The organism is Deltaproteobacteria bacterium, assembly GCA_011773515.1.
GTDB lineage: Bacteria > Desulfobacterota > Deferrimicrobia > J040 > J040 > WVXK01.
Window position 1 is genome coordinate 1 of record WVXK01000014.1, and the last position, 23,781, is coordinate 23,781.

Sequence of the window (23,781 nt, forward strand, 5' to 3'; positions counted from 1 at the left end):
AACATGGGGGTTACGATGAGAAAAACGGGGAGGTTGAACATGTCGATCGTGGGGAGCACGGCCGTGAAAAACATCCCCATCGCCCCGAAAACCAGTCCACCGAAAAACGAGAGGGGAATAATGAGCAAGCCGCCGGGATACCCGATCAGACCGAAAGCGCTGATGACCCCCAGCATGATGGAGGTGCCAAGGAGCGACTTCGTCGCACCCCAGAGAATTTCGCCCGTTATCACGTCCTCGAGGGAAAGGGGGGTAGCCAGCATGGCATCGTAGGTTTTCTGGTAGTACATCCGGACAAAGGAGGCGTAGGTGTTCTCGAAAAACGCGGCGGACATCATGTTGATCGACAGGAGGGCGGGGGCGATAAATCTGACGTAGGAGACCTCTTCTCCCCCGTACCGTATCGTCTTTATCATTCCCCCCAGGCCCAGGCCGAAGGCGAGGAGGTAAAATACCGGCTCCAGGAGGGGAAGGATAAAATCGATCTTCCACACCCTCCTGTAGACGAGGAAGTTCCGGTACCAGACCTTGAAAGACCGAAAGGGCAGGATCTTCATTCTCATCCCCGCAGCAGATTATTTCCCGCCGCCAGCGCGGCACCACCATCGACGGACACGGCAACACGCCTCCGTTCTCCGCACGCGACCCCGTACATCAAAATACCCACACTTTCCGAACGGCTTTCCCTGCCGGACCCACCCTGCCGAAAAGATGGTCACGGTGGCTGCCCCCGCGGCCCTTTTCGCCTATTCCCTCAGCTCCCTCCCCGTGAGCTTCAGGAAGAGGTCCTCGAGATTCGCCAGGCGCAGGGTGGTGCCCCCGGCCTGGAACTCTTCGCTGATCCGGTGAAAGAGCTCCCGGCCATCCTGCTCGTAAATGATGATCCTCCGTCCCGTGTCGTCAAAATGAAGGCCCTCCTCCACGACGAACCGGCACAGCTCCTCCGAAGGCCGGTTCACCTCGACGACCCACTCCCCCACGCGCTCCCGCACCAGCCTGTCGGGGTTGCCCTCGACGATGATCCTGCCCCTGTCCATGATGATCAGCCGGTCGCACAGCTTCTCGGCCTCGTCCATGTGGTGGGTCGTGAGAAGCACGGTCATCCCCTCACTTTTCAGGTCATCGATCCGCTCCCATATCCGGTGCCGTGCCTGGGGGTCGAGCCCCGACGTGGGCTCGTCGAGGATGAGAAATTCCGGCTCGTTGACGAGGGAGCGGGCGAGAAGGAGGCGCCGCTTCATCCCTCCCGAAATTTCCGATACCCTCGACCGCGCTTTCTGCGCAAGCTCCATGAAATCCAGGAGCTCGTCAGCTCTTTTGTCCGCCACCTTCGGCGATATGTCGAAATAGCGGGCAAAAACCCTGAGGTTATCCCTGACGGTAAGCTGCGGGTCCAGGGTGTCCTCCTGCTGGCAGACGCCGATGCGGTACTTTACCTCCCGCACCCTTTCCGGAATTCTCAAGCCGAACACCCGAAGGTGGCCTCCCGTCAGGGGACTCAACCCGTAGATCATCCGTATCGTCGTCGTCTTCCCAGCGCCGTTGGGCCCCAGTATCCCGAAACACTCACCCTTCTTCACGACGAAGCTGATCCCGTCAACGGCGCAAAGGTCACCGAAGCACTTCCTCAGGTCCGCCGCCTCGACCACGTGCTGCGTCGCCTTCGCTCCGTTCGCGGGAGAAGAGCCCTCATTCTCGATATCCATAGCAACACCCATGATATGCCATTTTCCCCGGAGGGGATACCGGCTGCGCCGCGGGCTCGAGCCCTGCGACACCTCTTCGCCGGGAAAATAGCGGAAAAAACTATTCTTATTTTAATAAATTGATAGTACATTGTTATGTAAATCACACACGGGGGGAACATGAAGCTGCTGCACATTCAGGGAAGCCCGATGTCGGAGCGTTCATTCTCGGCGCGGGTGGCAGAGGCATTTCTCGAGGAATACGCCAGGGAACAACCGGGGGACACAATCGAGAGACTTGACATATGGCAGGAGGACCTGCAGGCGTTCGACAGAACGGCAGCTTCGGGGAGATACAAGGTGTTTCGAGGACAGCCCCACGGAGACGAGGAAGCCCGGGCATGGGAGGCCGTGAGACAGAGGGCAGAGGAGTTCAAGTCGGCAGACAAGCTCGTGGTATCGTCTCCCATGTGGAACTTCTCCATCCCCTACCGGCTGAAACAGTACCTGGACATCATCGTCCAGCCGGGGCTGACCTTCTCCTTCACGCCCGAGGAGGGCTTCAAGGGGCTGGTCACGGGCAAACCGCTGCTGCTGATACTTGCGCGGGGCGGAGAGTACCAGGAGGGAACGCACGCCGCGACATTCGACTACCAGAGATATTACCTGGACCTCATCTTCAGATTCATCGGCTTCGAATACATAAAGGAAATCATATTCGTCGAACCGACCCTTGCCGGGGGCAAACAGGTTGCGGAGCAGAGGCTCAAGGAAGCAATAGAGAAGGCAAGAGCCCAGGCCAGGAACTTCTGAACCCCCGGGACACAGCAGAAATGCCCTTCTTAAGAATGGCAAAGGGTGCCGATTCTTTGCCGCAGAAGGTGCCCCGTGGACAGGGGAAGGTTTTTCCTGAAGCAGAGAAGCAGAGAGCTCCCTGATGGGCGAACCGGCATGGGAATAAGAAAATATGAGTTGACTTGTCGTGTTTCGATAGGGTAAATAGGTTTCTCAAGGAGGGGGGGCTGCTTCACCGGGCCTCTTCACCCGGAGCGCAGCCCGCCTGCGCAATCCCCACGGTCTCGAATGAGGGGAGAGGGAGCTACGTTCGGCATGAAAAATTGGCGGTTTCCCTTTGACACGAGGAGGGTCCTCACCACCATGAAAGATTTCCTGAAAAAGGTCCCCGATCAGAAAAACAGTTTTCTCCGGAAGTTCCCCGACGCTTTGCTGAGAATCATTTTTGTTTTCGCCGTTTTTATCTTCGGGGCGATGTTCACCATAAAGTTCATCATACCGCCTCCCATGAAGGACACGAATATCCAGTGGGCAGCTACCAAGGAAAGGGAAGCGGCAAAGGAGATCAAATACGCGGGGGCAGTCGCCTGCGCAGAATGCCACGAGGATGAATATGCTCTGAAAAAGACGGGGTACCACAGAAACCTCTCCTGTGAGACCTGCCATGGACCCGCCTACGGGCACACCCAGGATCCGGACGAAGTAACGCCCCAGGCGCCCCGGGAAAGGAAGTTCTGTCCTCTCTGCCACACCTACAACCAGTCGAGGCCGAGGGGGTTTCCCCAGATAAACCCCGCCGCTCACAACCCGTTGAAACCGTGCATCTCCTGTCACGACCCTCACGACCCGAAACCGCCCACCGTTCCGAAGGAGTGCTCCGCGTGCCACGGAGATATAGCGAGAACCAAGTCGCTCTCCCACCACGTCACCCTGGAGTGCACGACCTGTCACGATGTGCCCGAGAAGCACAAGGTATTGCCGAGAAGTTATCAGCCCTCGAAACCCGACAGCAGGGAGTTCTGTGGAAAATGCCACGGTCCGGCATCGAAGGTCAAGGGTCCGCCGAAGGTAGATCTCGAGACCCACGGGGAGAAATATCTCTGCTGGCAGTGCCACTACCCGCACCTGCCGGAGGTAGAATAGTGAACAGAAGACGGTTTCTCAAAGATCTGATGACCTGCGTCGTATCGGGAGGGCTGTTCGGCGGGACCCTGCTGAAAGGCGTCGCCCGGGCATCGGCCATCGAAGCGGGAAAGAAGCCCCTCTACGGTTTCGGCGTGCAGGTAGACAAGTGCATCGGGTGCGTCAGGTGCGTTGCGGCCTGCAAGAACGAAAACAACGTGCCGAAGGAGCCGTTCTTCTTCAGGACCTGGGTGGAGCGCTACATCATAAAGCAGGACGGGGGAACCATCGTCGAGGCCATCGGAATCCTCCCCCATCAGGAGGCGGAGGTCATCACCGAGAAGAACGTGCTGCGGAGCTTCAACGTGCCGAAGCTCTGCAACCAGTGCGCCCATCCACCCTGCGTCCAGGTGTGCCCCGTGGGGGCGACGTTTTCCACCGAAGATGGCGTCGTCCTCGTGAACAACAAGACCTGCGTCGGCTGCCGCTACTGCATCCAGGCCTGCCCTTACGGCGCACGATACCTCCACCCCGAAACCCACACGGCCGACAAGTGCACCTTCTGCTACCACCGGATCAAGAAGGGCCTGCTCCCCGCCTGCGTCGAGGTATGCCCGACCCAGGCCAGGCTCTTCGGAGACTTGAAAAGCCACGCGAGCCCCCTCACCCGGTTCAAGCGGATGAACAAGATCCACGTGCTGAAACCGGGGCTCAACACGGAGCCGAAGGTCTACTATTCGAGCCTTGACGGAGAGGTACGATGAACGTAGAAATGACCCAGAAACTGTACGAACTTCTCCCCCAGATCGGGGGATACATATATCCCAACGAGATAGAAATCCACTGGGGTCTCCTCATCGTCGTATACCCGTACGTGACGGGTATCGTCGCGGGCGCTTTCATCCTGGCCTCCCTCGTGAAGGTGTTCAACGTGAAGGAGGTGGAGCCGCTCTACCGGCTCTCCCTGCTCACCGCCCTCGCCTTCCTCCTCGTGGCGCCCCTTCCGCTCCTCTCCCATCTCGGACATCCCCTTCGCTCCTACGAGATGTTTCTCACGCCCCAGACCAGCTCTGCCATGGCGATGTTCGGGTTCGTCTACGCGTGGTACCTCATGGTCGTTCTCCTGGTGGAAATTTGGTTCGTGTACCGGAAGGACCTCATCATATGGGCCGAGGAGGAAAAACCCCCCATGCGCTGGATCCACCGGGCGCTGTCGCTCTTTTCCCGGGACGTAAGCGAGAAGGCGCTCGAGTTCGACGCCAAGGCCCTGAAGTTCATCACGATCATCGGTATACCATCGGCATTTCTTTTGCACGGATACGTGGGCTTCATCTTCGGCTCCATCAAGGCGAATCCCTGGTGGAGCAGCGTCCTCATGCCCATCGTCTTTCTCTTCTCTGCGATCGTCTCAGGCGTGGCAATCGTCATCTTCCTCTACATGATCATCATCCCCCTGCTGGGAAAGACGATCGACATGGAATGCCTCGACAAGGCGGCATCCTTCCTGTTCTACGCGGTTATCGTCGATTTCTCCCTCGAGCTCCTCGATTTCATCCACCGTATCTACGAGAGTGAGGAGTCGATCAAGATCCTCTCCGAGCTGGTCATGAACAAGCTCTTCCTGAGCCTGGTCATCATGCAGGTTCTCCTGGGCATGCTCGTCCCCCTGGGGATCATGGTTATCATAAAAGTGTTTGATTTTAAAGATGAACTCAGAAAGCTGCTCTACTTCGTGACGGTCATTCTGATCCAGATCGGCATCTTCAGCACGAGGTGGAACGTCGTCATCGGCGGGCAGATGTTCTCCAAGAGCTTCAGAGGGCTTACGACATACAAGATGGATATCACGGGCCTTGAAGGCCTGCTCTATTCCCTCGCACTGCTCATCCTGCCCTTCGTCATCCTCGCCATACTGCTGAAAATCCTCCCCGCGTGGGGAAAATCCGGGGAAGAGGCCCTCGAATCCTGAGGAGGGAAAAGCGGGCGGCGCTCCCGGAGGGGCCTGAAACTCCCTTCCGGTTTCCGGCACACGATCTCACCGATAAAAAAATGGCGGAGGGGGTGGGATTCGAACCCACGTGACGGCTCATCACCGCCAAGTCGATTTCGAGTCGACCCCGTTACGGCCAGACTTCGGTACCCCTCCGCGATCGATTCCTTTTTTCGCCGCTAAAACCCGATTTATTGCAACAATTCTGCCATTAATTCTAAGATTTCTCAATTGATTCTTGACATTATTAGGAAAATTAATTATATATTAAATTGCCTTTTATTGGAAGGGGGGGAAAAATGAAAGACGTCAAGCGGAGAAACACGCGGCAGAGGGCTGTTGTCTACAACGTTCTCAGGCACACTCGATCCCATCCGGACGCCGAGTGGATTTACAAGGAGGCGAGAAAAATCATCCCCAACTTAAGCCTCGGCACCATTTACCGGAACCTTAAGATCCTGAAGGAGCAGAGGAAGATCATAGAAGTCAAGAGCGAGTACAGCCAGAGCGCCAGGTTTTGCACCTTTCTGGCTCCCCATTCCCACTTTCACTGCGAGCAGTGCGACTCGATCACCGACGTGCAGGGATTGAACGAGAGAGAAATCTTTCCCAAATCCGTGATGGATGAATTCGGGGAGCTAAAATCGGTGCAGATCGTCTTCCACGGTACCTGCAAGGACTGCCTGGGAAAAAGCATCACAACCCAGTAACTCTCCTGCGGGAAAAACCCGGCAGGCGCTCCGAAACGCCTCTGCAAACCTCGTAAGGCCAGCGTTTTAATCCCGGATAGTACCCTCTATTTCATTGAGGATTTGCTCCGTCGCCGTATTCCTGTTCAGCGTATAAAAATGGAGGCCATCGACGCCAAATTCCAGGAGTTCGCGGCACTGGGATATGGCATAGTCGACCCCTGTCTTGAGCATGTCGGCGCTATCCTTGTCCTGCATATCCGCCATGATCCGGTCGGGAACGGTTGCGCCGCACATGTCGGTGAACTTCTTCACCTGTTTTATGTTGACAATCGGCATCAAGCCGGGAATGATGGGCACCGCTATTCTCTGCTGGGCGGCCCTGTTGATGAATTCGTAAAAATAGCTGTTCTCGAAAAACAGCTGTGTGATGATGAAGTGGGCACCGGCATCTACCTTCATCTTCAGATACTCGAGATCCTTTTCGATGGAGACGGCTTCGATGTGCCCCTCGGGATACCCGGCCACGCCGATGGAAAATGTATCTAATTCGCGCAGATATTCGACCAGCTCATACGCGTACTGGAAGTGGCGCTTGATCTTATCCCGGGGGAAATCCTTCGGTGGGTCCCCCCGGAGAGCCAGGACGTTTTCTATCCCGTGCCACTTCAGTCGCTTTATGATCTCCTGAATATCGGCAAGCGACGATGCGATGCAGGTGAGATGCATCATGACGTTGAGATGGTAGTGCTCCTTGATCCGCAGGGTCCAGTCAAGGGTCCTGTCCCTCGTGCTTCCTCCGGCCCCGAAGGTAACCGAGACAAAGTCGGGATTGAACCGGCTCAGAATGCTCACCGTCTCATCGAGGATATGTTCGCTCTCAGGATTCTTGGGGGGGAAAAACTCAAAGGAGAGCAACGTCCTCTTTTCCCGGAAAAGGTCCCTGATTTTCATCTTGCCCGTCCGTCATGAAATACCGGCTGCCCGTGAAACCCCCTATTCCCTCCTGTACCTTTCCGGGAGCAAAGAGGGCCGGGAGCTGCCGTTTCCCGGGATACCGGGGCATGCCTCGTGTCCTTCACGGCAATACCAGGATGTATCATAATAGATGATATCTTATCAATCCACTCCTATTTGACCCATCTGCCGGGGGCATCACGTGCCCTCCCGACAGCAGCGGTGAAAAAGATTTGTCGCTCGACGCTGCCGGCAGAAGAAACGCAGAAAATGGTCGGGGTAACAAAAAGCGATTGACAGGTCAATTTTTCATAATATAAAAATAAACGGGCAAAAACGTGATCGAGGGTTCCATGGAATCATCCGAGTTGAAGTTCTCAGAGGACCACATCTGGGTTCTCGTTCTGGAAAACCGGGTAAAGCTCGGGATAACGGAATATGGCCAGGACCAGCTTGGAGAGGCCGTCGAATTCGTCCCGGTTGAGGTGGAAACCTACATCGACGCGGGGGACACCTTCGGAGAGATCGAATCGCAAAAGGCAATCGTCGAGCTCATCTCTCCCATCTCCGGGATGATCATGAACGTCAACGAGCGCGTCCTCGACGACCCAAGCATAATCAACGTCGACCCCTACGGGAGGGGGTGGCTCGTTGAGATAGAACTGTCAGACGAGGATGAAATCAACAGCCTGATGGACGAGGACGGGTACGAAGCGTTCGTTGAGGAGTGACGGGAAGGATCGTGGAAGACAATTCTGAAAGAGTTCGAATACGCCGGAGAGGCTTTATCAACATTCTCATCGGGTTTTTCGGGGGCCTCTTTGCCCTTTGCTCCCTCTACCCCGTACTGAGTTATCTCTGGCCCTACAAGGGCGCGTCGAGCGGCACGGGAGAGTTCTCTCTGCCCCTTGACGACGTCCCCCAAAACGGCTACAAAGTAGTCAACTACAAGGAAGACAAGGTGATACTCATACGCCTGGGAAACAGGGTCATCGCCCTTTCGGCAATATGCCCCCATCTGGGCTGTCTGGTGAAATATCGGGAAGAGGGCTTCATACAGTGCCCGTGCCATGACGGAAGATTCGACTTCAGCGGAAACGTCATCGCGGGACCTCCCCCCCGTCCCCTGGTTTCCTATCCCGTGAGGATCGCGCAGGACAAAATCGTTTTGGGAGGGTGAGCCACATCATGGATAGCCCCGATAAGGACAATCGGGAGGAGAGCCGAAAAGAAGAGGAAGCGAAGGCCAAGGGGAAGGCGCTCGTCGATATAGTAAACCTCGTGTCCCTGTTCGGGTTTCTCTACGGTTCTCTCGACAACCGCCTCGATTTCGACGAGGCCCTGGCCCGGCAATTGAAGAAACCCTCCCCGAACTACCGGACACGGCTCGAAAGCAATCTTCTGGCCTGCCTGGGGGGAATTTCCCTCGTCCTGATAATACTCCAGTTTGCGACGGGAATCCTCCTGCTTCTCTACTACCGGCCCACGACCGCCGAAGCATACCAGAGCATCATAGAAATAACCAACCAGGTGCCCTTCGGCTGGCTGATCCGGGGGCTGCACTACTGGGGGGCGAACCTTTTAATAGGCGCCGTGATCCTCCACATGATCCGGATCTTTTTCACCGGCGCGTACAAATCCCCGCGGGAGTTCACCTGGGTATCAGGAGTCGTTCTCTTCATCATCACCCTTCTCCTTGGATTTTCGGGATTTCTCCTCCCGTGGAACCAGCTTTCCTACTGGACGACTACCGTTGCGACGGACGGCATGTCGGCGATTCCCCTCATCGGGGAAACCCTGAAGTTTTTCGTCCGGGGCGGCCTTGAAGTAGGCCAGCTCGGACTGACGAGATTTTTCGCATCCCACGTGGTCATACTGCCCGGAATACTGATGATTTTCCTGGCGATACACTTTTTAATGGTCCGGAGACTCGGTATTGCAGACCCGCTCTAACGGGGAAACGTAATGGAGAGTGAAGAAAACAGGGGCAAACAGTGGCGTTACGGCCACGAACCGTTCTACCCCCACCACATAATCAAGCAGGTCATCCAGATATCGGTGGTCCTTGCCATTCTCATATTCCTCTCATCCACCGTGCCCCCTCCCATGCTGCCCAAGGCGGACCCGTTCATCTCCCCCGACCGCATTCGACCGGACTGGTATTTTCTCGCAGCCTACCAGTTTCTCAAGCTGGCAGACGGTTTCAGCTTCCTGGGGCCATGGGCACCCAAGTTCATCGGGGTCATCGGCCAGGGAGCAGGGGCACTGCTGCTCTTGTTTCTCCCCTTTCTCGACAGGAACCCCTCACCCCGGCCGGGCCATCGCCCGCGTGCCATGAGCATAGGCGTCGTGATCATCGTGACGTACATCATCCTGACCTTCTGGGGGTACTACTGGTGAGAAATTGCAGCAGATGGGAACCCGATCGTGGGTGGGTCGTTCCCCGCAGACGCCCGTACGTTTTGATCATCGCCCCGATAGTCGCGGCTGCCCTGTTTTTCTTCACCCAGCCCTGCTCTGCCCAGGGAAGAGATGAGAACAGCTGCTACGACTGCCACGTCCGGCTGGGCGGAAACCTGAAAGATTCTGCCGTAGGCTGGCAGCTGGGTATCCACAGCAAGGTGGGCGTAACCTGCGATTCCTGCCACGGAGGAAACCCCTTTACCTCCACGAATGATTCGATGAGCGAGGATTACGGGTTCGTTGGCTCCTTCACTCCCGCCGAATCCGCCCGCCTCTGCGCATCGTGCCACTCGGACGTGAATCTCATGCGGCAATACAACCTGAGAACGGATCAGTACGACGAGTACCTGACGAGCGAACACGGCAGACTGCTCAACCAGGGGAACACGCGGGTCGCCACGTGCATCAGCTGCCACGGCGTTCACGAGATACGGAAAAAAAACGACCCACGGTCGACGGTCTTTCATACGAACGTCCCGGAGACGTGCGCGAAGTGCCACGCAGACAAGGAGCTCATGGACAGGTACGGCAAGCCGCACGACCAGTACGAGATTTACCGGAAAGGGTATCACGGGAAGATACTGTACGGAGAGATCAGGGGGAAAAACCCCCTGATCGTGCCCAGCTGCGCCACCTGTCACGGCATACACGGGGCCAGACCACCGGGAGTCGACGAGGTGGCTAACGTTTGCGGAAGCTGCCACACGAACATCTACCGCTTTTTCAACGCGGGGCCCCACGCCAGGGCAGTCAATGAAACGGGGGAGCCACGGTGCGTCGACTGTCACGGGAACCACAGCAACGCTTACCCGAGCCTCGAGCTGTTCAGCGGGACGGAACCGGGAAAATGCGGGTTCTGTCACGAGGAGGAGGGGGCGGAATATCTTCTGGGGCAGGAGTTAAAAGAGCGCCTCGAAGGGTTGAAAAGCTCCGTCGACGAGATCGTGATACGGGCGCAGGAGGCGCGCGATGCGGGCAGGAGCGCGGAAAGGCTCAACAATGCCGAGTCGGCCCTGAGGGCGGCCTACATTCAGATGATCCCCATTACCCACGCCGTCGACCTCGAGATCCTGCGGCCCCTCTTTGCCGATGCACGGGACCAGGTGAAGATAGCCCAGGAGGAGTTCGAAACGATCCGGGCAGAGAAAGAAAGGAGGAAGAGAGTCGCAACGGTCGCGGTGACACTTCTCTTACTCTTTGCCGGCCTGCTGGTGGTAAAGTTGTTTCAACTGGACAGGAGTGAGGAATGACTCCCCGTTTTCTCAACTGCCCTGATGCGCCATTTCGAGGAAAACGGGTTGCCAGGTACCCACTTTCTGTGAAATAAAAGAGAACATATCGGTGATACCAGGGAAGGGACGACCATGACGGGAGACGATGAAGGAAGAAAGGATACCGCCAAGGGCAACAGGAAGAGCAAAATACTCGAAGTTCTGGGGATGCACGTTCCCGTTGGAAAAGAAGACAAGCTCCACATAAGGCCCCGGTTCTTCAAGTTTCTGGGGTTTTTAGGGGTCCTTGCCCTCATATTCTCCATGGGCATGTTCGAGTTCTCCACGAGCCCCTCCTTCTGCAATTCCTGCCACATCATGAAACCCTATTACGAGGCATGGGAAACATCGAGCCACAACCACGTGCCCTGCGTGGACTGCCACTATCCCCCCGAGCTCAGAGAGAAGCTCTGGCTCAAATTCCAGGCCCTCTCCCAGGTCGTCAAGTACGTAACGAGGACCTACAGCTCGAAGCCATATGCGGAAATCAGCGACGTGAGCTGCCTGAGAAAGGGCTGCCACGAAACGAGGCTTTTAGAGGGCGAAGCCATTTTCAGGAGGGGGATAAAGTTCGACCACAAACCCCACCTGACACAGGAGAGAAGGGGGAAAAAGCTTCGCTGCACATCCTGCCACAGCCAGATCGTGGTGGGAAACCACATGGAGGTGACCGACTCGACCTGCTTTCTCTGTCATTTCAAGGGGAAAGTCACCGGTCGTGAGGAACTTCCCATCGGGGGATGCCCGTCGTGCCACACCGCTCCCGAACAGGACATCAGGTACGAGGGAATCGCCTTCAATCACGGCGACTTCGTCAGCGAACGGCACGTGGACTGCCAGAACTGCCATCTCGACGCCATTCAGGGCAGGGGAGAGGCACCCGTGGACAGGTGCTACCAGTGCCACAACGAAGAGGAGAGGATCAAGGAATATGAAAACATCGATTTCGTTCACAAAAACCACGTGACGGAGCACTTCCTCGATTGCAACCACTGCCACTTCGAGATAAAGCACAAGGTCAGGACCTCCGTCGAGCCACTCGAGTATGACTGCTCAATTTGCCACGAGAACAAACACCAGGCTACCAAGCAGATCTACATGGGAAGGGGGGCAAAGGGCGTGGAAAAAATGCCGGCAGCCATGTTCCTCGCCCAGGTAGACTGCATCGGTTGCCACAAGGTCTCGACGGCAAAGCTGGATGAAGAGGAGTTTACCGGACAGACCTACAAAGCCTCTGAAGCAGCCTGCATCGGCTGTCACGGAGACGAATACGAAGGCGTTCTCGACGAGTGGAAGGAGTCCATCGAGGAGGGGCTTTCAGCAGTGGCTCCCCTCCTGGAGAAAGCATCCCTGATGGCCAAGGAGGTCAAGCTCAAGAACCACGACTTCAGAAACGCCAAAATCCTTTTGAACAGGGCCCGGTACAACTACCGCTTCGTGAAGCTGGGCAACGGCTTCCACAACGCCGACTACGCCCTGGAGGTCCTGGACAAGGTAAAAAGTGACACCCGGCAAGCGCTCGCTCTGCTCGAAAAGATAACGGCGAAGAAATAAGGCGGCAGAAACCGCCGGATCCCATTCTCTGTCTCCCCGTGCCTGTGGGCCAGCCGGATTTCCCTACTTTTTCTCCAGGATCACCTCGAGATCGGCGAGGGCTTTTTCGAGCATGGCGCTGGACATCTCGAAGTTGTGAATTCCCCGTCCACTGGAGACCAGCGCATAGGACGTACGTGCCGACTCAAGAAGGGCTTCGAGTTTTGCCGTATCCCTCCCGAGCCTCCTTCTTCTCTGCACCAGGTCGGTGGCCTCCTCCAGGTCCACGGCTATGCGATTCTCCAGCTCGAGTATCTCCTTCTCCCAGGTGAGGGCCATTTCGGCGTAGGACTCATCGCCGTCGTGGCAGCCTGCACACTTCTCTTTCACCGTGACCACGTTCTGGGGCCGGTCGCTTTTCAGATCGTGGCATTCGGAGCAACCCACATCTCCTTCCTTCATGTAGTCGGGAGCGGAGACGATCCCCTCGACCGTTACATCCCCCGCGTAGAGCCTGGCCTGTGCACCGTGGCACTCCGAACACTCCACGTCCATGGCCTCGTGGTGGCAGGACATGCACTCCGTCTTCGTCACGATGCGCATCTTGTGCTCTTTCGGCGAATGGCAGGCAACACACTCGATCCCGATATCCCTGATATGGGTCTGGTGGGGAAAATCGAGCTGCATCTCCTGGAAATTGACCGTACCGGGAACGCCCAGCCTGGCATGGCAGAACTCGGTACAATATCCGGAATCTTTTTCGATCAAGGGAGGCCTCGCAACGGGGGGCTGCCCGAGCAGGTTCGTTGCAATGTCCATCTGCGTGTGGGCCGTCTTCACGATCTTCCAGGCGTACTCGATATTGTGAGCCCCGCGCCCCGACATCAAAAACTCATAGTTGTACTGTATGTCGTCGACCATAGCCTCCACGTACCGGGCGTTGGGGCTGTCGTGCGCCTTCCCGTTTACCCTCCCGGCCTCGGCCCGAACCCTGTCCATCATTTCTTCGAGCTGCCTGCTCGAGGCGATCCAGTCATCGACCATGTGGTCATAGTTCTCGCCGTGACACACCACGCAGCTTTTTTTCTCTGCCATGAGGCGCTTTTCCCCCCTGACACGTATCCCCCCCTCGACTTCCTGAACCGCCTGCGTGTGGCATCCGTCGCAGGCAACCTGTGCGGTAAACATCCTCGAGGGGGTATCGGGAACACCCCGCGCCCCCGTTCCCATGTACATCTCCTTCTGATTGGAGTGGAGTTTTTTGTGGCAGGTGTCGCACTTGACCTCGAATACCCTGACGAGCTCGACCTCCCCGTGTTTTATCTCTTCGTGGCACTTCAGGCACTCGAACCCTCCGGCGGTTACGTGATTCCTGTGCAGGGCCAGCTGGTCATACTTCCCCCGGTCCCGTGCCACGTGGCATTCGAAGCATTTGCCCTCCGGGACATCTCCGCTTCCCGTTGCCACATTTATGTGACACTCCTTGCACTCGACGCCGACTTTCAGGTAGGAATCGTGGGAGAAGTAGAACCCCTCCCTCTCCACGACCTTTTTGGGCGTTCCGTGACAGGAAGGGCAGCCTCCGATAGATTGTCCCTTGCTCATCCCCTTGAAGTGGCAGAGGAAACAGACCCGTTTGTCCACCGAAATGTGCTCCCCCTGGACGATCTGGTAATGACAGGAGGTACAGCGCAGGCTCTCGCCCCTTTTCAGCTTCGTCATGTGCTCCCGGTGATTGAAGATAATATCGCCGGTGAGATACTCCTCCGGCTTGTCGATGCGGCTCGCGTGGCATGCCTGGGCCGTGCATGCAGCATTGTCGACTACCGCGTGGGGCTTCGGATTGTAGAGATTGGTCAGGTACTTTATCGTCGTCACCGTGATGAAGAGCGGTTTGAAATCATGACACTCGAGACAGTTCACGCCCGAGTGCCTGGAAGTCTTCCACTGATCGTAGAACGGGTCCATGTAGTGACAGACGATGCAGGACTTGGGGTAGTAGGCGGACACGAAAAAGAGCCCGTTGAAGGCAATGAAGAAAATGGCGAGGACGATAACCACCTTGGTGAGCGTTTTCTTGTAGGTATACACCCAGTCGAAAAATCCCCTTATCATCTCCCTCATTTCGTCTCGACCTCCACGCTTTTTTCCTGCTCTTCTCTCTCTCTCATCATCCGTTCGTATTCGAGCGGGTGTTCCTCGATCATCTCATGCTTCGAAATTTTGCCGTGCCACCACATGAGCGACCCGGGAAACCTGTCGGGATTGAAGTGGACGTTGTAAAAATGCCAGATCACGATGGCAAGCGTGGCAAGGAGCGCTTCGTCCGAGTGGGCTTCTTTCGCAATATCCACCCAGTACTTGGGGATGTACTTCATGGTTATTTCCTCGAACCAGAGCAGAAGACCCGTGCCGATCATGATGACGCAGCCCCAGTAGACAGCCCAGTAGTCAAACTTCTCTATGTAACTGAAACGGTCGAACTTCGGCCGCTCCGGATTTTTCCCGATAAAATGCTTCACATTTATCACCAGATCCCTGACATCCTTCGGAACGGGTATGAGCTTGATGAAATCCCTCCTCCCATCTCTTGAAAAAATGCAGTAAAAAAAATGGTGAACCATGAAGTAGATGAGAAGTATCGCACCTATCCGGTGAATCAGCGTGCTGCCCCGAATCCCTCCAAAAATCTTCATGAGAATCTGGGATATGAAAAAATCGGGAAATTTCAGCGGGAGTCCCGTGAAGATCAACAGGAAACAGGCCGTGAACATGACCATGTGCTGGAATCGGAAGTTCCTGTTTAACCTGATGAAATACTCTTCCTCCTCCTTCTCTCTCTTTTCGAGTTTTTTCCTCTCCTCCCGGGCCCTCTTCTTCAGCTCACTCGCTCTCTCCTCCCGGAGCTTCTCCGCCTCTTTTCTCATCTCGCTGTGCACCCGCTCCCTCACCACCTCTCTCAAACGGTCCCTGTCGTCCTCGGTCAAATCATCCGAGAGCTGATCGAGTTCCCTCTCCACCTCCTCGTCTATTTGATCCTCATACCCCTTTTCTCTCAAATCCATCGGTTCACCCCTCGAGAAAAAATTATTTGCCTTCCTTGAACCTCCTCGTCCTGCCATAGAGGTCGAGGAATATGTGCACGATAAGGGCGAGCATCGTCATAATCGTCAGGTACTTGAAAAATGCCGCCACGTAATATACGATCCCCGCATCCCGCTTCGAAGCGTCGATGTGCATCTTGCCTGCGGCAAAATTCGCGTTGGCCCCGGGATGGCACTGCCCGCAGGTCTTCGGGACATTCTGGGGATTGACCATCGAGAGAGGATCCTCGGGAGGGCGTATGTCGTGCGTGCCGTGGCAGGAAGCACAGTTCGCAACGGTTTTTGCGCCAAACTTGCTCGCCACGCCGTGAAAGCTCTCCTCGTACGTCTCCACGGGCTCTGCGTCTATCCCGTACTTGCTCATGAGGGCGACAGATGCATGGCACTTCGAACACTGAACGGGCACGTGGGTGGCGTACACGGTGGACTTGGGATCAAGGTGCTGGTATATATTGTGCTCCCCGTGGCAGTCGGGGCAGGAGGGGGCATCCCGGTTGCCCTCGGCGGCCTTCACGCCGTGTATGCTCGAGGCAAAGTTCGCATAGATCTTCATGTGGCAGGCTCCGCACGTCTCTGCCACGTGCTCTTTCGATACCCTCGACCCGGGAACCTTGGTGTGCTTTATATCGTGGGAACCGTGACAATCCTGGCAGAGAGGGGCCTTGTCGTTGCCCTGGGCTATCTTCTGGCCGTGAATGCTCTTGAAATACTCGAGATACACATCGGATTGCGGCGCCCCCTCGGGATTTCCCTTGTAGTGGCAATGAGTGCAGGTAACTTTCTTGGGCCTCTGCCTGTGGGGAATCTCCATCACGTCGAAATGGCAGTCCACGCAGCCCTTTTTTTCGTGAACCGACCCCATGAGACTCGTCTGGGTCACGTAAAGATTTCGCACTTTCCCGTCTACGAGAACCTTTCTGAACTCAGATTTTCCGTGACAGATGGTACATTTTTCGAGGGAGATCTTTGCCTCTCCCCTTCCCCCGAAAATGGCGGCCACAAAAATCAACGAGGCAACGACCAGTGTTCTCCTGACTGCCGGACTCATTTCATGCCCTCCCATTCACTTTTTTCCCGTGTATCCCCGCCGGTCACGGGAATACAACTCCCTGTCCACCTTCCCCGTTATCCATACCCGGTTCATGGGGAAGTTGCCCGGGGAACAGTGCACGTTGTAGAGATGCCAGAAAAGCAGGATGATAAAGACGATCATTCCCTCGTAACCGTGGATGATCAGGACGATATCGAGGACCCACTTGGGAAAGAGCAGCATGCTCGCCGTTTCGAACCAGAGAATGAAGCCGCTCAGGATCATGATCAAAAGTCCCGTGTTTACCCCCCAGTACTGAAACTTCTCCTTGTAGCTGTACCGGTCGAGATCGGGATAGACATCGCTCAACCTCAGGCTGAACCGCAACACGCCGATGAAGTCGGCAATGTCCTTTTTTTGCAGCTTCAGCTTTTGAAACTCCTCCCGCCCCTCCCGTGAAAAGAGGATGTAGTAGAGATGATAGAGCACGAGAAACAAAAGGACCACGGCAGCAGACCGGTGGAGGAGCCCCCTCACCTCGACGCCCCCCTCCATGGCCACGAGCAGCTCGCTTGCCCTCGTCCGGTGGAACAGGACCGTAAAACCGCTCAGGAACAGCACGCCAACGGTGATCATCAGTATCAGGTGCTGAACCCGGAAAAATACGGGCATTATCTCCACGTACCTCTCTTTCTCCCTGTCTTCATCGAACTCGAAAACTCTCACCCTCGTTCCTCCCCGCTGCCGGCGCGTTTCCCCTTCCTGTCCCGTTTCCTCTGCACCAGATCGAAGCCGATGTGGAGGATGAAGAGCAGGGCGAGGGCGGTGATAAAGAGTGTGTAGAAGACCCTCACCATCCAGACCCCTTTGTGCCCCTCCCTCGACACCTCCACGTGGATCTTGCCCCGGGCGAAATTGACGGATGTCTTCGGATGGCACTGGCCGCAGGTGGTGGGGATGTTGTTCACGTTTACCTGCGACTTGGGGTCCGATGAGGGAAGGACGAGATGGTAGCCGTGGCAGGAAGCGCAGTTTGCCGTTTTCGTCATGCCAAACTCCAGGGCTATCCCGTGGAAGGAATCCATGTAGGTGGAAAAACGCTTCTTTGGCAGCGCGTACCGCGAGGATATTACCTCGCTTTCGTGACAGGACCCGCAGGTCCTGGGAATATTCTTCGCATAGACCTTCGCCGAGGGGTCGGTGACCTTGACTATGGTGTGCTCACCGTGACAGTCGGTGCAGACGGGAGAATCCATGATGCCGGCCCGCAGGCCCTTTCCGTGGATAGATTCGTCGTAATCCTTCTGTATCCCCGGATGGCACTTCCCGCAATCCGACGGTATCTGGAGCCTGTTCACCTTCGACCCGGGGTTATCGGCGGGCAGGATCTTGTGGTTTCCGTGGCAATCGGGACAGACGGCAGCTACGTTCAAGCCGGCTCTCTTCACGGCCATCCCGTGGACAGAATCCCTGTATGCCTTGAAGTACTCGGCCCCCGGCAGCGCGTGCTCCATCTCTACCTGCTCGTCCTCGTGACAGCCCAGGCACACGTCCACGATATTGAGGGAGAAGGCAACGGACCTGGGATCGTCGACGGACAAGACATCGTGCTTCCCGTGGCAGGTGGTGCAGCCGGGAACGTCCCGTTCCCCCTTCAGGTAATCCATCCCGTGAATGCTGGCCTGGTAGGAGCTCGCCGCGCTTTCATGGCAGGAGCCGCACGTCACCCTCCCCGGCTTTTCCCTGTGGGGAATTTCGGCTGCCCCGGCATGGCAGGACGCGCAGCGCGACCCGGAATGGACCGACCTCTCCAGCACACCGGGATCGACGATGGGGGGTGCCCCCCTCTCCCTTGCTCCTGTCTCCCGTCCCTCTTTCCCGTGGCAGGAGAGGCACTGCGAAACCTTCAGCGCATCCCCTCCGGCAGCAGACGCGGGGGGTGCGGCGAGCAGGGCAATCAGGGAACACACGAACACCATCACATTCGTCCGGGACATTTTTTCCCCTTTTTCTAAGGTGGTGAGGTTGTGACGCTCAGTTCACTGCCCTTTTTTCCCTTATCCCCCTTATCTCCCCCGGTCCCTTCCATCTTCTTGAGTTCCAGGGGATGTTCGATCTCCATGTGGTGGTGCGATATCTTCCCGTCGATCCAGGTAAAGGACATGGGAGCCACGTCCGGGTTTATCATGACGAAGTAAAGATGCCAGACAATGATCGCCAGGGTGGCCAGGATCGCCTCGTAATAGTGGATGATCGTCGCAACATCGATGCCCCACATGGGGATGAGGCGCATCGACTCCTCTTCGAACCAGAGGATAAAGCCCGTGGCAATCATGACGACCGACCCCCAGATGAGGGCAAAATATTCCAGCTTCTCCACGTAGCCGAACCGGTCGAAGGCGGGCCGCTCCTTGGCCAGGCCGAGGTAATACCTGATGGCCTGGATCATGTCCTTCACATCCTTGTACCGGGGCATCATATCGACGAAGAGTTTCCTCCCCTTCGGGTCGAAGACGAGGTAGCCGAGGTGATGGAGGCACACAGCCACCATGAGGAGAGCAAAGCCCCGGTGGAGGAAACTGCGAAAAAACTCGTTGTCCCCCTTTTCAAGGAAGGGAATCGACCAGGAGAATTTCAGGGCAAAGCCGGTGATCACGAGACCGAAGAACGACAGGATCATGAAGAAATGTTCAACCCTCTCGATCCTGTTCATCCTCTCATAGCTCCGCTCCAGCCTCTGTCTCTTCATGTGAACCCTGATCTTTTTCACGTAATCAAGCCCGTTGTGCACCAGCATGAACCCGATCGTCAGGACGATGAGCCAGATATAGAAATACTTCACCAGCCTCTTCACCACTTCGCCAATTCCCGCTCCCCCGCCATGGATCGTGCCGGAGGCGAACTTCTCCGAGGCCCCGGGATGGCACTGCCCGCAGGTTATCTTCAGGTTGCCCGCAAAAACCGTCGAGCGCCTGTCCGAGGAGGGGTATATCGCATGGGAACCGTGGCAGGAGGAGCAGTTTGCCACCATCTGGTCACCCAGTCTCTGGGCCAGACCATGATAGGACTCCCGGTAGGACCGGGTTCTCCCGGTCTCCAGGCCGAACTTTTTCACGATGCGCTGCGCATCGTGACAGCTGGGGCAGGTGGTCGTGGAAATAGCGAGGGGGGAAACATACGACGCCGCCTCAACGGAAGGGGCGATTTCGTGCTCCCCGTGACAGTCGGTGCAGACGGGCGCATCGGGAAGGCCCTTTGTTGCAGCCCTCCCGTGTGTCGATTCTATGTAGACGGAGTAGATGCCGTAATGGCACTTTCCGCAGGTGGCGGGGATGTTCTTTTTGAAGACGGTAGATTCGGGATCCCCCGCCCTGAGCAGGTCGTGGGATCCGTGGCAGTCGACGCAGGTTGCCGATATGCTCAGGCCCTTCGCGCTCACGGCCCTTCCGTGGATCGACTGCTCATAGAGCGCGTAGACCTCGCGCAGGCTGATGCCGGCTTTCTTCACGAACTCGCTGTTTCCGTGACATCTCCCGCAGGTGCCGGGAAGATTGCTGAAGTAGACGGGCGACGGGGGCGCTTCAATTTCACTGACATAGTGGGCACCGTGACAATCAGAGCAACCGGGGGCGTAGAGGACTCTCTCCTCGTCCCGGGCAAGACCGTGCCTCGAATTTGCATACACCTCGCTGATCCCCTCGTGGCATTCCCCGCAGACCACGGGCTTCAAGTACCGCCCGTGGGGCACGGAATCGGCATCGCTGTGGCAGTCAGTGCAGGAGAGGTCCCCGTGGACGGAGGAGGCATACCGTTTTTCATCCACAAAGGACGAAATATCGGGTATCGTGACGAAGTGAGCCTGCGGGAGCTTTTCCGCAGGCGTGGTGTTTTCGACCACCTCATCCTCACCCCATCCCAGAATATCATCGCTTCCATGGCAATCGAAACACTCGCTCGATGCGGGCTCAGCCAGCAACCGGGTAGAAATCACACCGGAAAACAGGAAGATAGCCAAAAACAGGAAAGCCGCAACCCGCACAGACAGGGACGCATGGTTCTTCATTGCCTGTCTCCTCTCCGGCATTTTTGTTGAGAAAGAGGGCTCGGTCCCAATGCGCTATTCCTTAAAATATCAATAATCGCTACATATTATACTGTCGACTGTATGCACTACAATATATTATAAGATTTATACCATACAAACGAGAAAATCAAGCACATTTGCCCGCTCTCTGTTAAAATCTTCACATGCTGAAGAATTCGGCGGATGAGCTTCTCCGGCGCGAGGCCAGGTACCTCAGCATGAGGCGCTCCACACGCGAGCTGGAAACGATCCTCTCTGACTTCTTCGAAAGAGAGTGGATGGGCATGGACGGGAAAACGAGGATGGAGTTCCTAAAGATACTCCGGCAGGAGGACGCCGACCTGGAGCGGTATCTTTTCAAAAATCAGCCTCCATCACCGGAACTCTGCAGGGCGCTCGTCGAAAAACTACGGGCCCACATCCCGAAATAACGCTGCAAAAAGCAGAAAATTCTCTTCACTTTTAACAGGATAGAAGGGGAAAAAATATCCGGCAAATTATCCTTGACACGCGCGAAACAACACAATATCTTGTATACATTCACTTTGCAACTACAATATATTCCGCAATTACGAATATTGTTATAATATACTAAAGGAGTTGGGTCATGTCATTGAGGGAACAATCTCTTCAAAGTGAAAGCGTGCCCGCGGGAAAACGGGGGGCCGGGGCGCAGCAGTCCGTCGAGACGATACCGCAGCATCCTCCAGAAGAATGGAAGAGGCAGATGGTGGAGAAGTATGGCAACATGCCCGTTAACGAAAACTCGCTTCGCGTTCTGAAAAGGCGCTATCTCAAGAAGGACGAGGAGGGAGCTACCGTGGAAACCCCGGAGGACATGATTGCCCGCGTATCCTACAACATCGCCCTCGCAGAGGGGATTCACTACGGAAAGGGCTACCGGGAAGTCCTGGAGTGCGCCGAGACATTCTACCGCATGATAAACTCCCTGGAATTCATGCCCAACTCTCCCACCCTGATGAACGCGGGAAAGGAGCTCCAGCAGCTCTCCGCCTGCTTCGTCATCCCCGTGGACGACTCCATGGAGTCGATCTTCGACGCCGTCAAATACACCGCATTGATTCACAAAAGCGGGGGGGGCACGGGCTTTTCCTTCTCGAGGCTGAGGCCGAAAAACGACGTGGTGAGGTCGACGAAGGGCATCTCGTCGGGCCCGATATCCTTCATGACCGTCTTCGACGCGGCCACGGAGACCATCAAGCAGGGGGGAACGAGGAGGGGGGCCAACATGGGGATCCTGAAGGTGGACCACCCCGACATCTGCGAGTTCATCACCTGCAAGCAGGACAACAGCCGGCTGAACAACTTCAATATATCCGTGGGGGTCACGGAAGAGTTCATGCAGGCGGTTCTGGAAAACGCCGAGTACCCCCTTGTCAACCCCAGCTCCGGGCAGATAACCGACTACCTCAACGCGCGGGACGTGTTCGGCAAAATCGTCGAGTCGGCGTGGAAGAACGGAGAACCGGGGATAATATTCCTGGACAGAATAAACAGGGACAACCCTACCCCCGGCGAAGGGGAGATAGAGAGCACCAATCCCTGCGGTGAGCAGCCGCTCCTCCCCTTCGAATCCTGCAACCTCGGCTCCATCAACCTGGCACGGATGGTGACGAGGGATGGGGAAGGGTACGCGATCGATTACGAAAAGCTGCGCGACAGGGTGTTTCAGGCCGTGCGTTTCCTCGACAACGTGATCGACATGAACAATTACCCCCTCCCGGAGATACGGGAGATGACCCTGAGCAACCGGAAAATCGGCCTCGGCGTCATGGGGTTCGCCGACCTGCTCCTCCGGCTCAGGAAACCCTACAACACGGAGGAGGCCCTCACCACGGCAAGGGAGGTCATGAGCTTCATACAGGAGGAATCGGAAAGAGCTTCCCGGGAGCTGGCCAAAACCCGGGGGCCCTTCCCCAACTTCTCGAACAGCATTTATGCGGGAAACGGAAAGATGCCGCTGAGAAACGCCACCACCACAACCATCGCGCCGACAGGCACGATCAGCATCATCTCGTCCTGCTCGAGCGGCATCGAGCCCCTCTTCGCCCTCGTGTTCGTGCGAAACGTCATGGACAACGACAGGCTCCTCGAGGCGAACCCGATTTTTGAGGAGGAACTCAGAAACCTGGGGCTCTATTCCGAAGAGTTGATGGAAAAAGTTTCCGAAAGCGGCTCGATCATCGATTTCGACGAGTTCCCCGCCGGGGTGAGAGATGTATTCGTTACCGCCTTCGATGTCTCACCGACCTGGCATCTCCGGATGCAGGCCGCATTCCAGGAATCCGTGGACAATGCCGTCTCCAAGACGGTCAACTTTCCCAACCAGGCCACGAAAGAGGACGTTTCCGACGTATTCCACCTCGCTTACGAGCTCGGGTGCAAGGGGGTGACCGTCTACAGGGACGGGTCGAGAGAGGAGCAGGTGCTTACCGTGGGGAAGACAGCGCTCACCGACGGCCGGGAAGGGGCAAAAAGGCTGGACCTGGAAAAGATGGTCGGCCCGAGGCCACGGCCCGACTCGCTCGTGGGCATCACGAAGGAGATGAAAACGGGGTGCGGGAAGCTGTACATCACCATGAACATGGACGAAAAGGGCCTCTTTGAGATATTCAACCAGATGGGCAAGGCGGGAGGGTGCGCATCGAGCCAGTCCGAGGCGATCGGCCGGCTCGTGTCTCTCGCCCTCCGCTCCGAGGTAGACCCGCGAACCATCATCAAGCAGCTGAAAGGGATCAGCTGTCAGATGAACTCCTGGGCAAATGGAGACCGGATCCTCTCCTGCGCCGACGCCGTGGGCAAGGCGCTGGAGTGGTACCTCAAAACCTATGAGGAGATCCTGCCCCTTCGCGAGGAGGGGGCAGCCGGCGGGGCGTTGCCGGCAAACAAGCGCCCGATAGATCATTCCGGCGCCGCCCTCACCGCATCCGAACACGCCATGGTCAGGGGCGCTTGCCCCGACTGCGGTTCTCAGGTGGAAATGCAGGAGGGCTGTCTCAAATGCCGCTCCTGCGGCTACACGGAGTGCTGATCTTCC

General features: G+C 56.5%; 22 protein-coding genes and 1 tRNA gene. 13 read left to right on the forward strand and 10 right to left on the reverse strand.

Annotated elements, in window-relative coordinates:
- Nucleotides 1-563: ABC transporter permease (locus GTN70_01515; GenBank protein NIO15675.1), on the reverse strand; the 563-nt coding region annotated here is incomplete at its 3' end.
- Between the two features lie 183 nt (nt 564-746).
- Nucleotides 747-1,706, reverse strand: coding sequence for an ATP-binding cassette domain-containing protein (locus GTN70_01520; protein NIO15676.1), 960 nt, complete (start codon nt 1,704-1,706; stop codon nt 747-749).
- 159 nt (nt 1,707-1,865) lie between these two features.
- Here GTN70_01520 and GTN70_01525 point away from each other — a divergent pair, with 159 nt between their 5' ends.
- From GTN70_01525 to GTN70_01540, 4 genes are all read left to right on the forward strand, one after another.
- Nucleotides 1,866-2,498: an FMN-dependent NADH-azoreductase gene (locus GTN70_01525; protein NIO15677.1), complete on the forward strand. Its 633-nt coding sequence runs from the start codon at nt 1,866-1,868 to the stop codon at nt 2,496-2,498.
- Nucleotides 2,499-2,795: 297 nt separating this feature from the next.
- Nucleotides 2,796-3,623: a hypothetical protein gene (locus GTN70_01530; GenBank protein ID NIO15678.1), complete on the forward strand. Its 828-nt coding sequence runs from the start codon at nt 2,796-2,798 to the stop codon at nt 3,621-3,623.
- Entirely contained in the window at nt 3,509-4,366 is an 858-nt protein-coding gene (locus tag GTN70_01535; GenBank protein ID NIO15679.1) for a 4Fe-4S dicluster domain-containing protein, read from the forward strand. Before GTN70_01530 ends, GTN70_01535 begins: the two co-directional genes overlap by 115 nt.
- 8 nt (nt 4,367-4,374) lie before the next feature.
- Complete coding sequence (locus GTN70_01540; protein ID NIO15680.1) at nt 4,375-5,571, forward strand: polysulfide reductase; 1,197 nt, start codon at nt 4,375-4,377, stop codon at nt 5,569-5,571.
- Nucleotides 5,572-5,652: 81 nt separating this feature from the next.
- On the opposite strand, the gene GTN70_01545 is transcribed toward GTN70_01540, so the two are convergent.
- Nucleotides 5,653-5,748 (reverse strand) — tRNA-Ser (locus GTN70_01545).
- A 143-nt stretch (nt 5,749-5,891) separates the two neighbouring features.
- Between GTN70_01545 and GTN70_01550 the strand changes: the two genes are divergently transcribed.
- Nucleotides 5,892-6,302, forward strand: coding sequence for a transcriptional repressor (locus GTN70_01550; protein ID NIO15681.1), 411 nt, complete (start codon nt 5,892-5,894; stop codon nt 6,300-6,302).
- A gap of 66 nt (nt 6,303-6,368) precedes the next feature.
- Here the strand turns inward: GTN70_01550 and metF are convergent, their stop codons facing one another.
- Nucleotides 6,369-7,235: a methylenetetrahydrofolate reductase [NAD(P)H] gene (gene metF, locus GTN70_01555; protein ID NIO15682.1), complete on the reverse strand. Its 867-nt coding sequence runs from the start codon at nt 7,233-7,235 to the stop codon at nt 6,369-6,371.
- 356 nt (nt 7,236-7,591) lie between these two features.
- On the opposite strand from metF, the gene gcvH reads away from it, so the two are divergent.
- The 6 genes from gcvH to GTN70_01585 all read left to right on the forward strand — a co-directional run bounded on the left by gcvH (nt 7,592) and on the right by GTN70_01585 (nt 12,526).
- Nucleotides 7,592-7,969 carry a glycine cleavage system protein GcvH gene (gene gcvH / locus GTN70_01560; GenBank protein NIO15683.1) on the forward strand — a complete coding sequence of 126 codons (378 nt, stop codon included), beginning with the start codon at nt 7,592-7,594 and terminating at the stop codon, nt 7,967-7,969.
- Nucleotides 7,970-7,980: 11 nt separating this feature from the next.
- Entirely contained in the window at nt 7,981-8,418 is a 438-nt protein-coding gene (locus GTN70_01565; GenBank protein NIO15684.1) for a Rieske 2Fe-2S domain-containing protein, read from the forward strand.
- Entirely contained in the window at nt 8,415-9,191 is a 777-nt protein-coding gene (locus GTN70_01570) for a cytochrome b6 (GenBank protein ID NIO15685.1), read from the forward strand. Before GTN70_01565 ends, GTN70_01570 begins: the two co-directional genes overlap by 4 nt.
- A 12-nt stretch (nt 9,192-9,203) precedes the next feature.
- Entirely contained in the window at nt 9,204-9,638 is a 435-nt protein-coding gene (locus tag GTN70_01575) for a hypothetical protein (protein NIO15686.1), read from the forward strand.
- Nucleotides 9,635-10,951 (forward strand): hypothetical protein, encoded by a 1,317-nt coding sequence (locus GTN70_01580; GenBank protein ID NIO15687.1) that lies wholly within the window; start codon nt 9,635-9,637, stop codon nt 10,949-10,951. The genes GTN70_01575 and GTN70_01580 overlap by 4 nt, the downstream gene beginning before the upstream one ends.
- Nucleotides 10,952-11,065: 114 nt before the next feature.
- Nucleotides 11,066-12,526: a hypothetical protein gene (locus GTN70_01585; GenBank protein ID NIO15688.1), complete on the forward strand. Its 1,461-nt coding sequence runs from the start codon at nt 11,066-11,068 to the stop codon at nt 12,524-12,526.
- 63 nt (nt 12,527-12,589) lie between these two features.
- On the opposite strand, the gene GTN70_01590 is transcribed toward GTN70_01585, so the two are convergent.
- From GTN70_01590 to GTN70_01615, 6 genes are read right to left on the reverse strand one after another with little or no spacing between them, the layout of a single operon-like run.
- Complete coding sequence (locus GTN70_01590; GenBank protein NIO15689.1) at nt 12,590-14,629, reverse strand: hypothetical protein; 2,040 nt, start codon at nt 14,627-14,629, stop codon at nt 12,590-12,592.
- Entirely contained in the window at nt 14,626-15,570 is a 945-nt protein-coding gene (locus GTN70_01595) for a cytochrome b/b6 domain-containing protein (GenBank protein ID NIO15690.1), read from the reverse strand. Before GTN70_01595 ends, GTN70_01590 begins: the two co-directional genes overlap by 4 nt.
- Nucleotides 15,571-15,592: 22 nt before the next feature.
- Nucleotides 15,593-16,657 (reverse strand): hypothetical protein, encoded by a 1,065-nt coding sequence (locus GTN70_01600; GenBank protein ID NIO15691.1) that lies wholly within the window; start codon nt 16,655-16,657, stop codon nt 15,593-15,595.
- 15 nt (nt 16,658-16,672) lie between these two features.
- Nucleotides 16,673-17,365: a hypothetical protein gene (locus GTN70_01605; GenBank protein NIO15692.1), complete on the reverse strand. Its 693-nt coding sequence runs from the start codon at nt 17,363-17,365 to the stop codon at nt 16,673-16,675.
- Nucleotides 17,362-18,636, reverse strand: coding sequence for a hypothetical protein (locus GTN70_01610; protein NIO15693.1), 1,275 nt, complete (start codon nt 18,634-18,636; stop codon nt 17,362-17,364). Before GTN70_01610 ends, GTN70_01605 begins: the two co-directional genes overlap by 4 nt.
- Nucleotides 18,637-18,650: 14 nt before the next feature.
- Nucleotides 18,651-20,702 (reverse strand): hypothetical protein, encoded by a 2,052-nt coding sequence (locus tag GTN70_01615; protein ID NIO15694.1) that lies wholly within the window; start codon nt 20,700-20,702, stop codon nt 18,651-18,653.
- 185 nt (nt 20,703-20,887) lie between these two features.
- Between GTN70_01615 and GTN70_01620 the strand changes: the two genes are divergently transcribed.
- Together GTN70_01620 and GTN70_01625 are read left to right on the forward strand one after the other, a co-directional pair.
- Nucleotides 20,888-21,154 carry a hypothetical protein gene (locus GTN70_01620; protein NIO15695.1) on the forward strand — a complete coding sequence of 89 codons (267 nt, stop codon included), beginning with the start codon at nt 20,888-20,890 and terminating at the stop codon, nt 21,152-21,154.
- Between the two features lie 296 nt (nt 21,155-21,450).
- Entirely contained in the window at nt 21,451-23,775 is a 2,325-nt protein-coding gene (locus GTN70_01625) for a vitamin B12-dependent ribonucleotide reductase (protein NIO15696.1), read from the forward strand.
- The last annotated feature ends 6 nt before the right edge of the window (nt 23,776-23,781 follow it).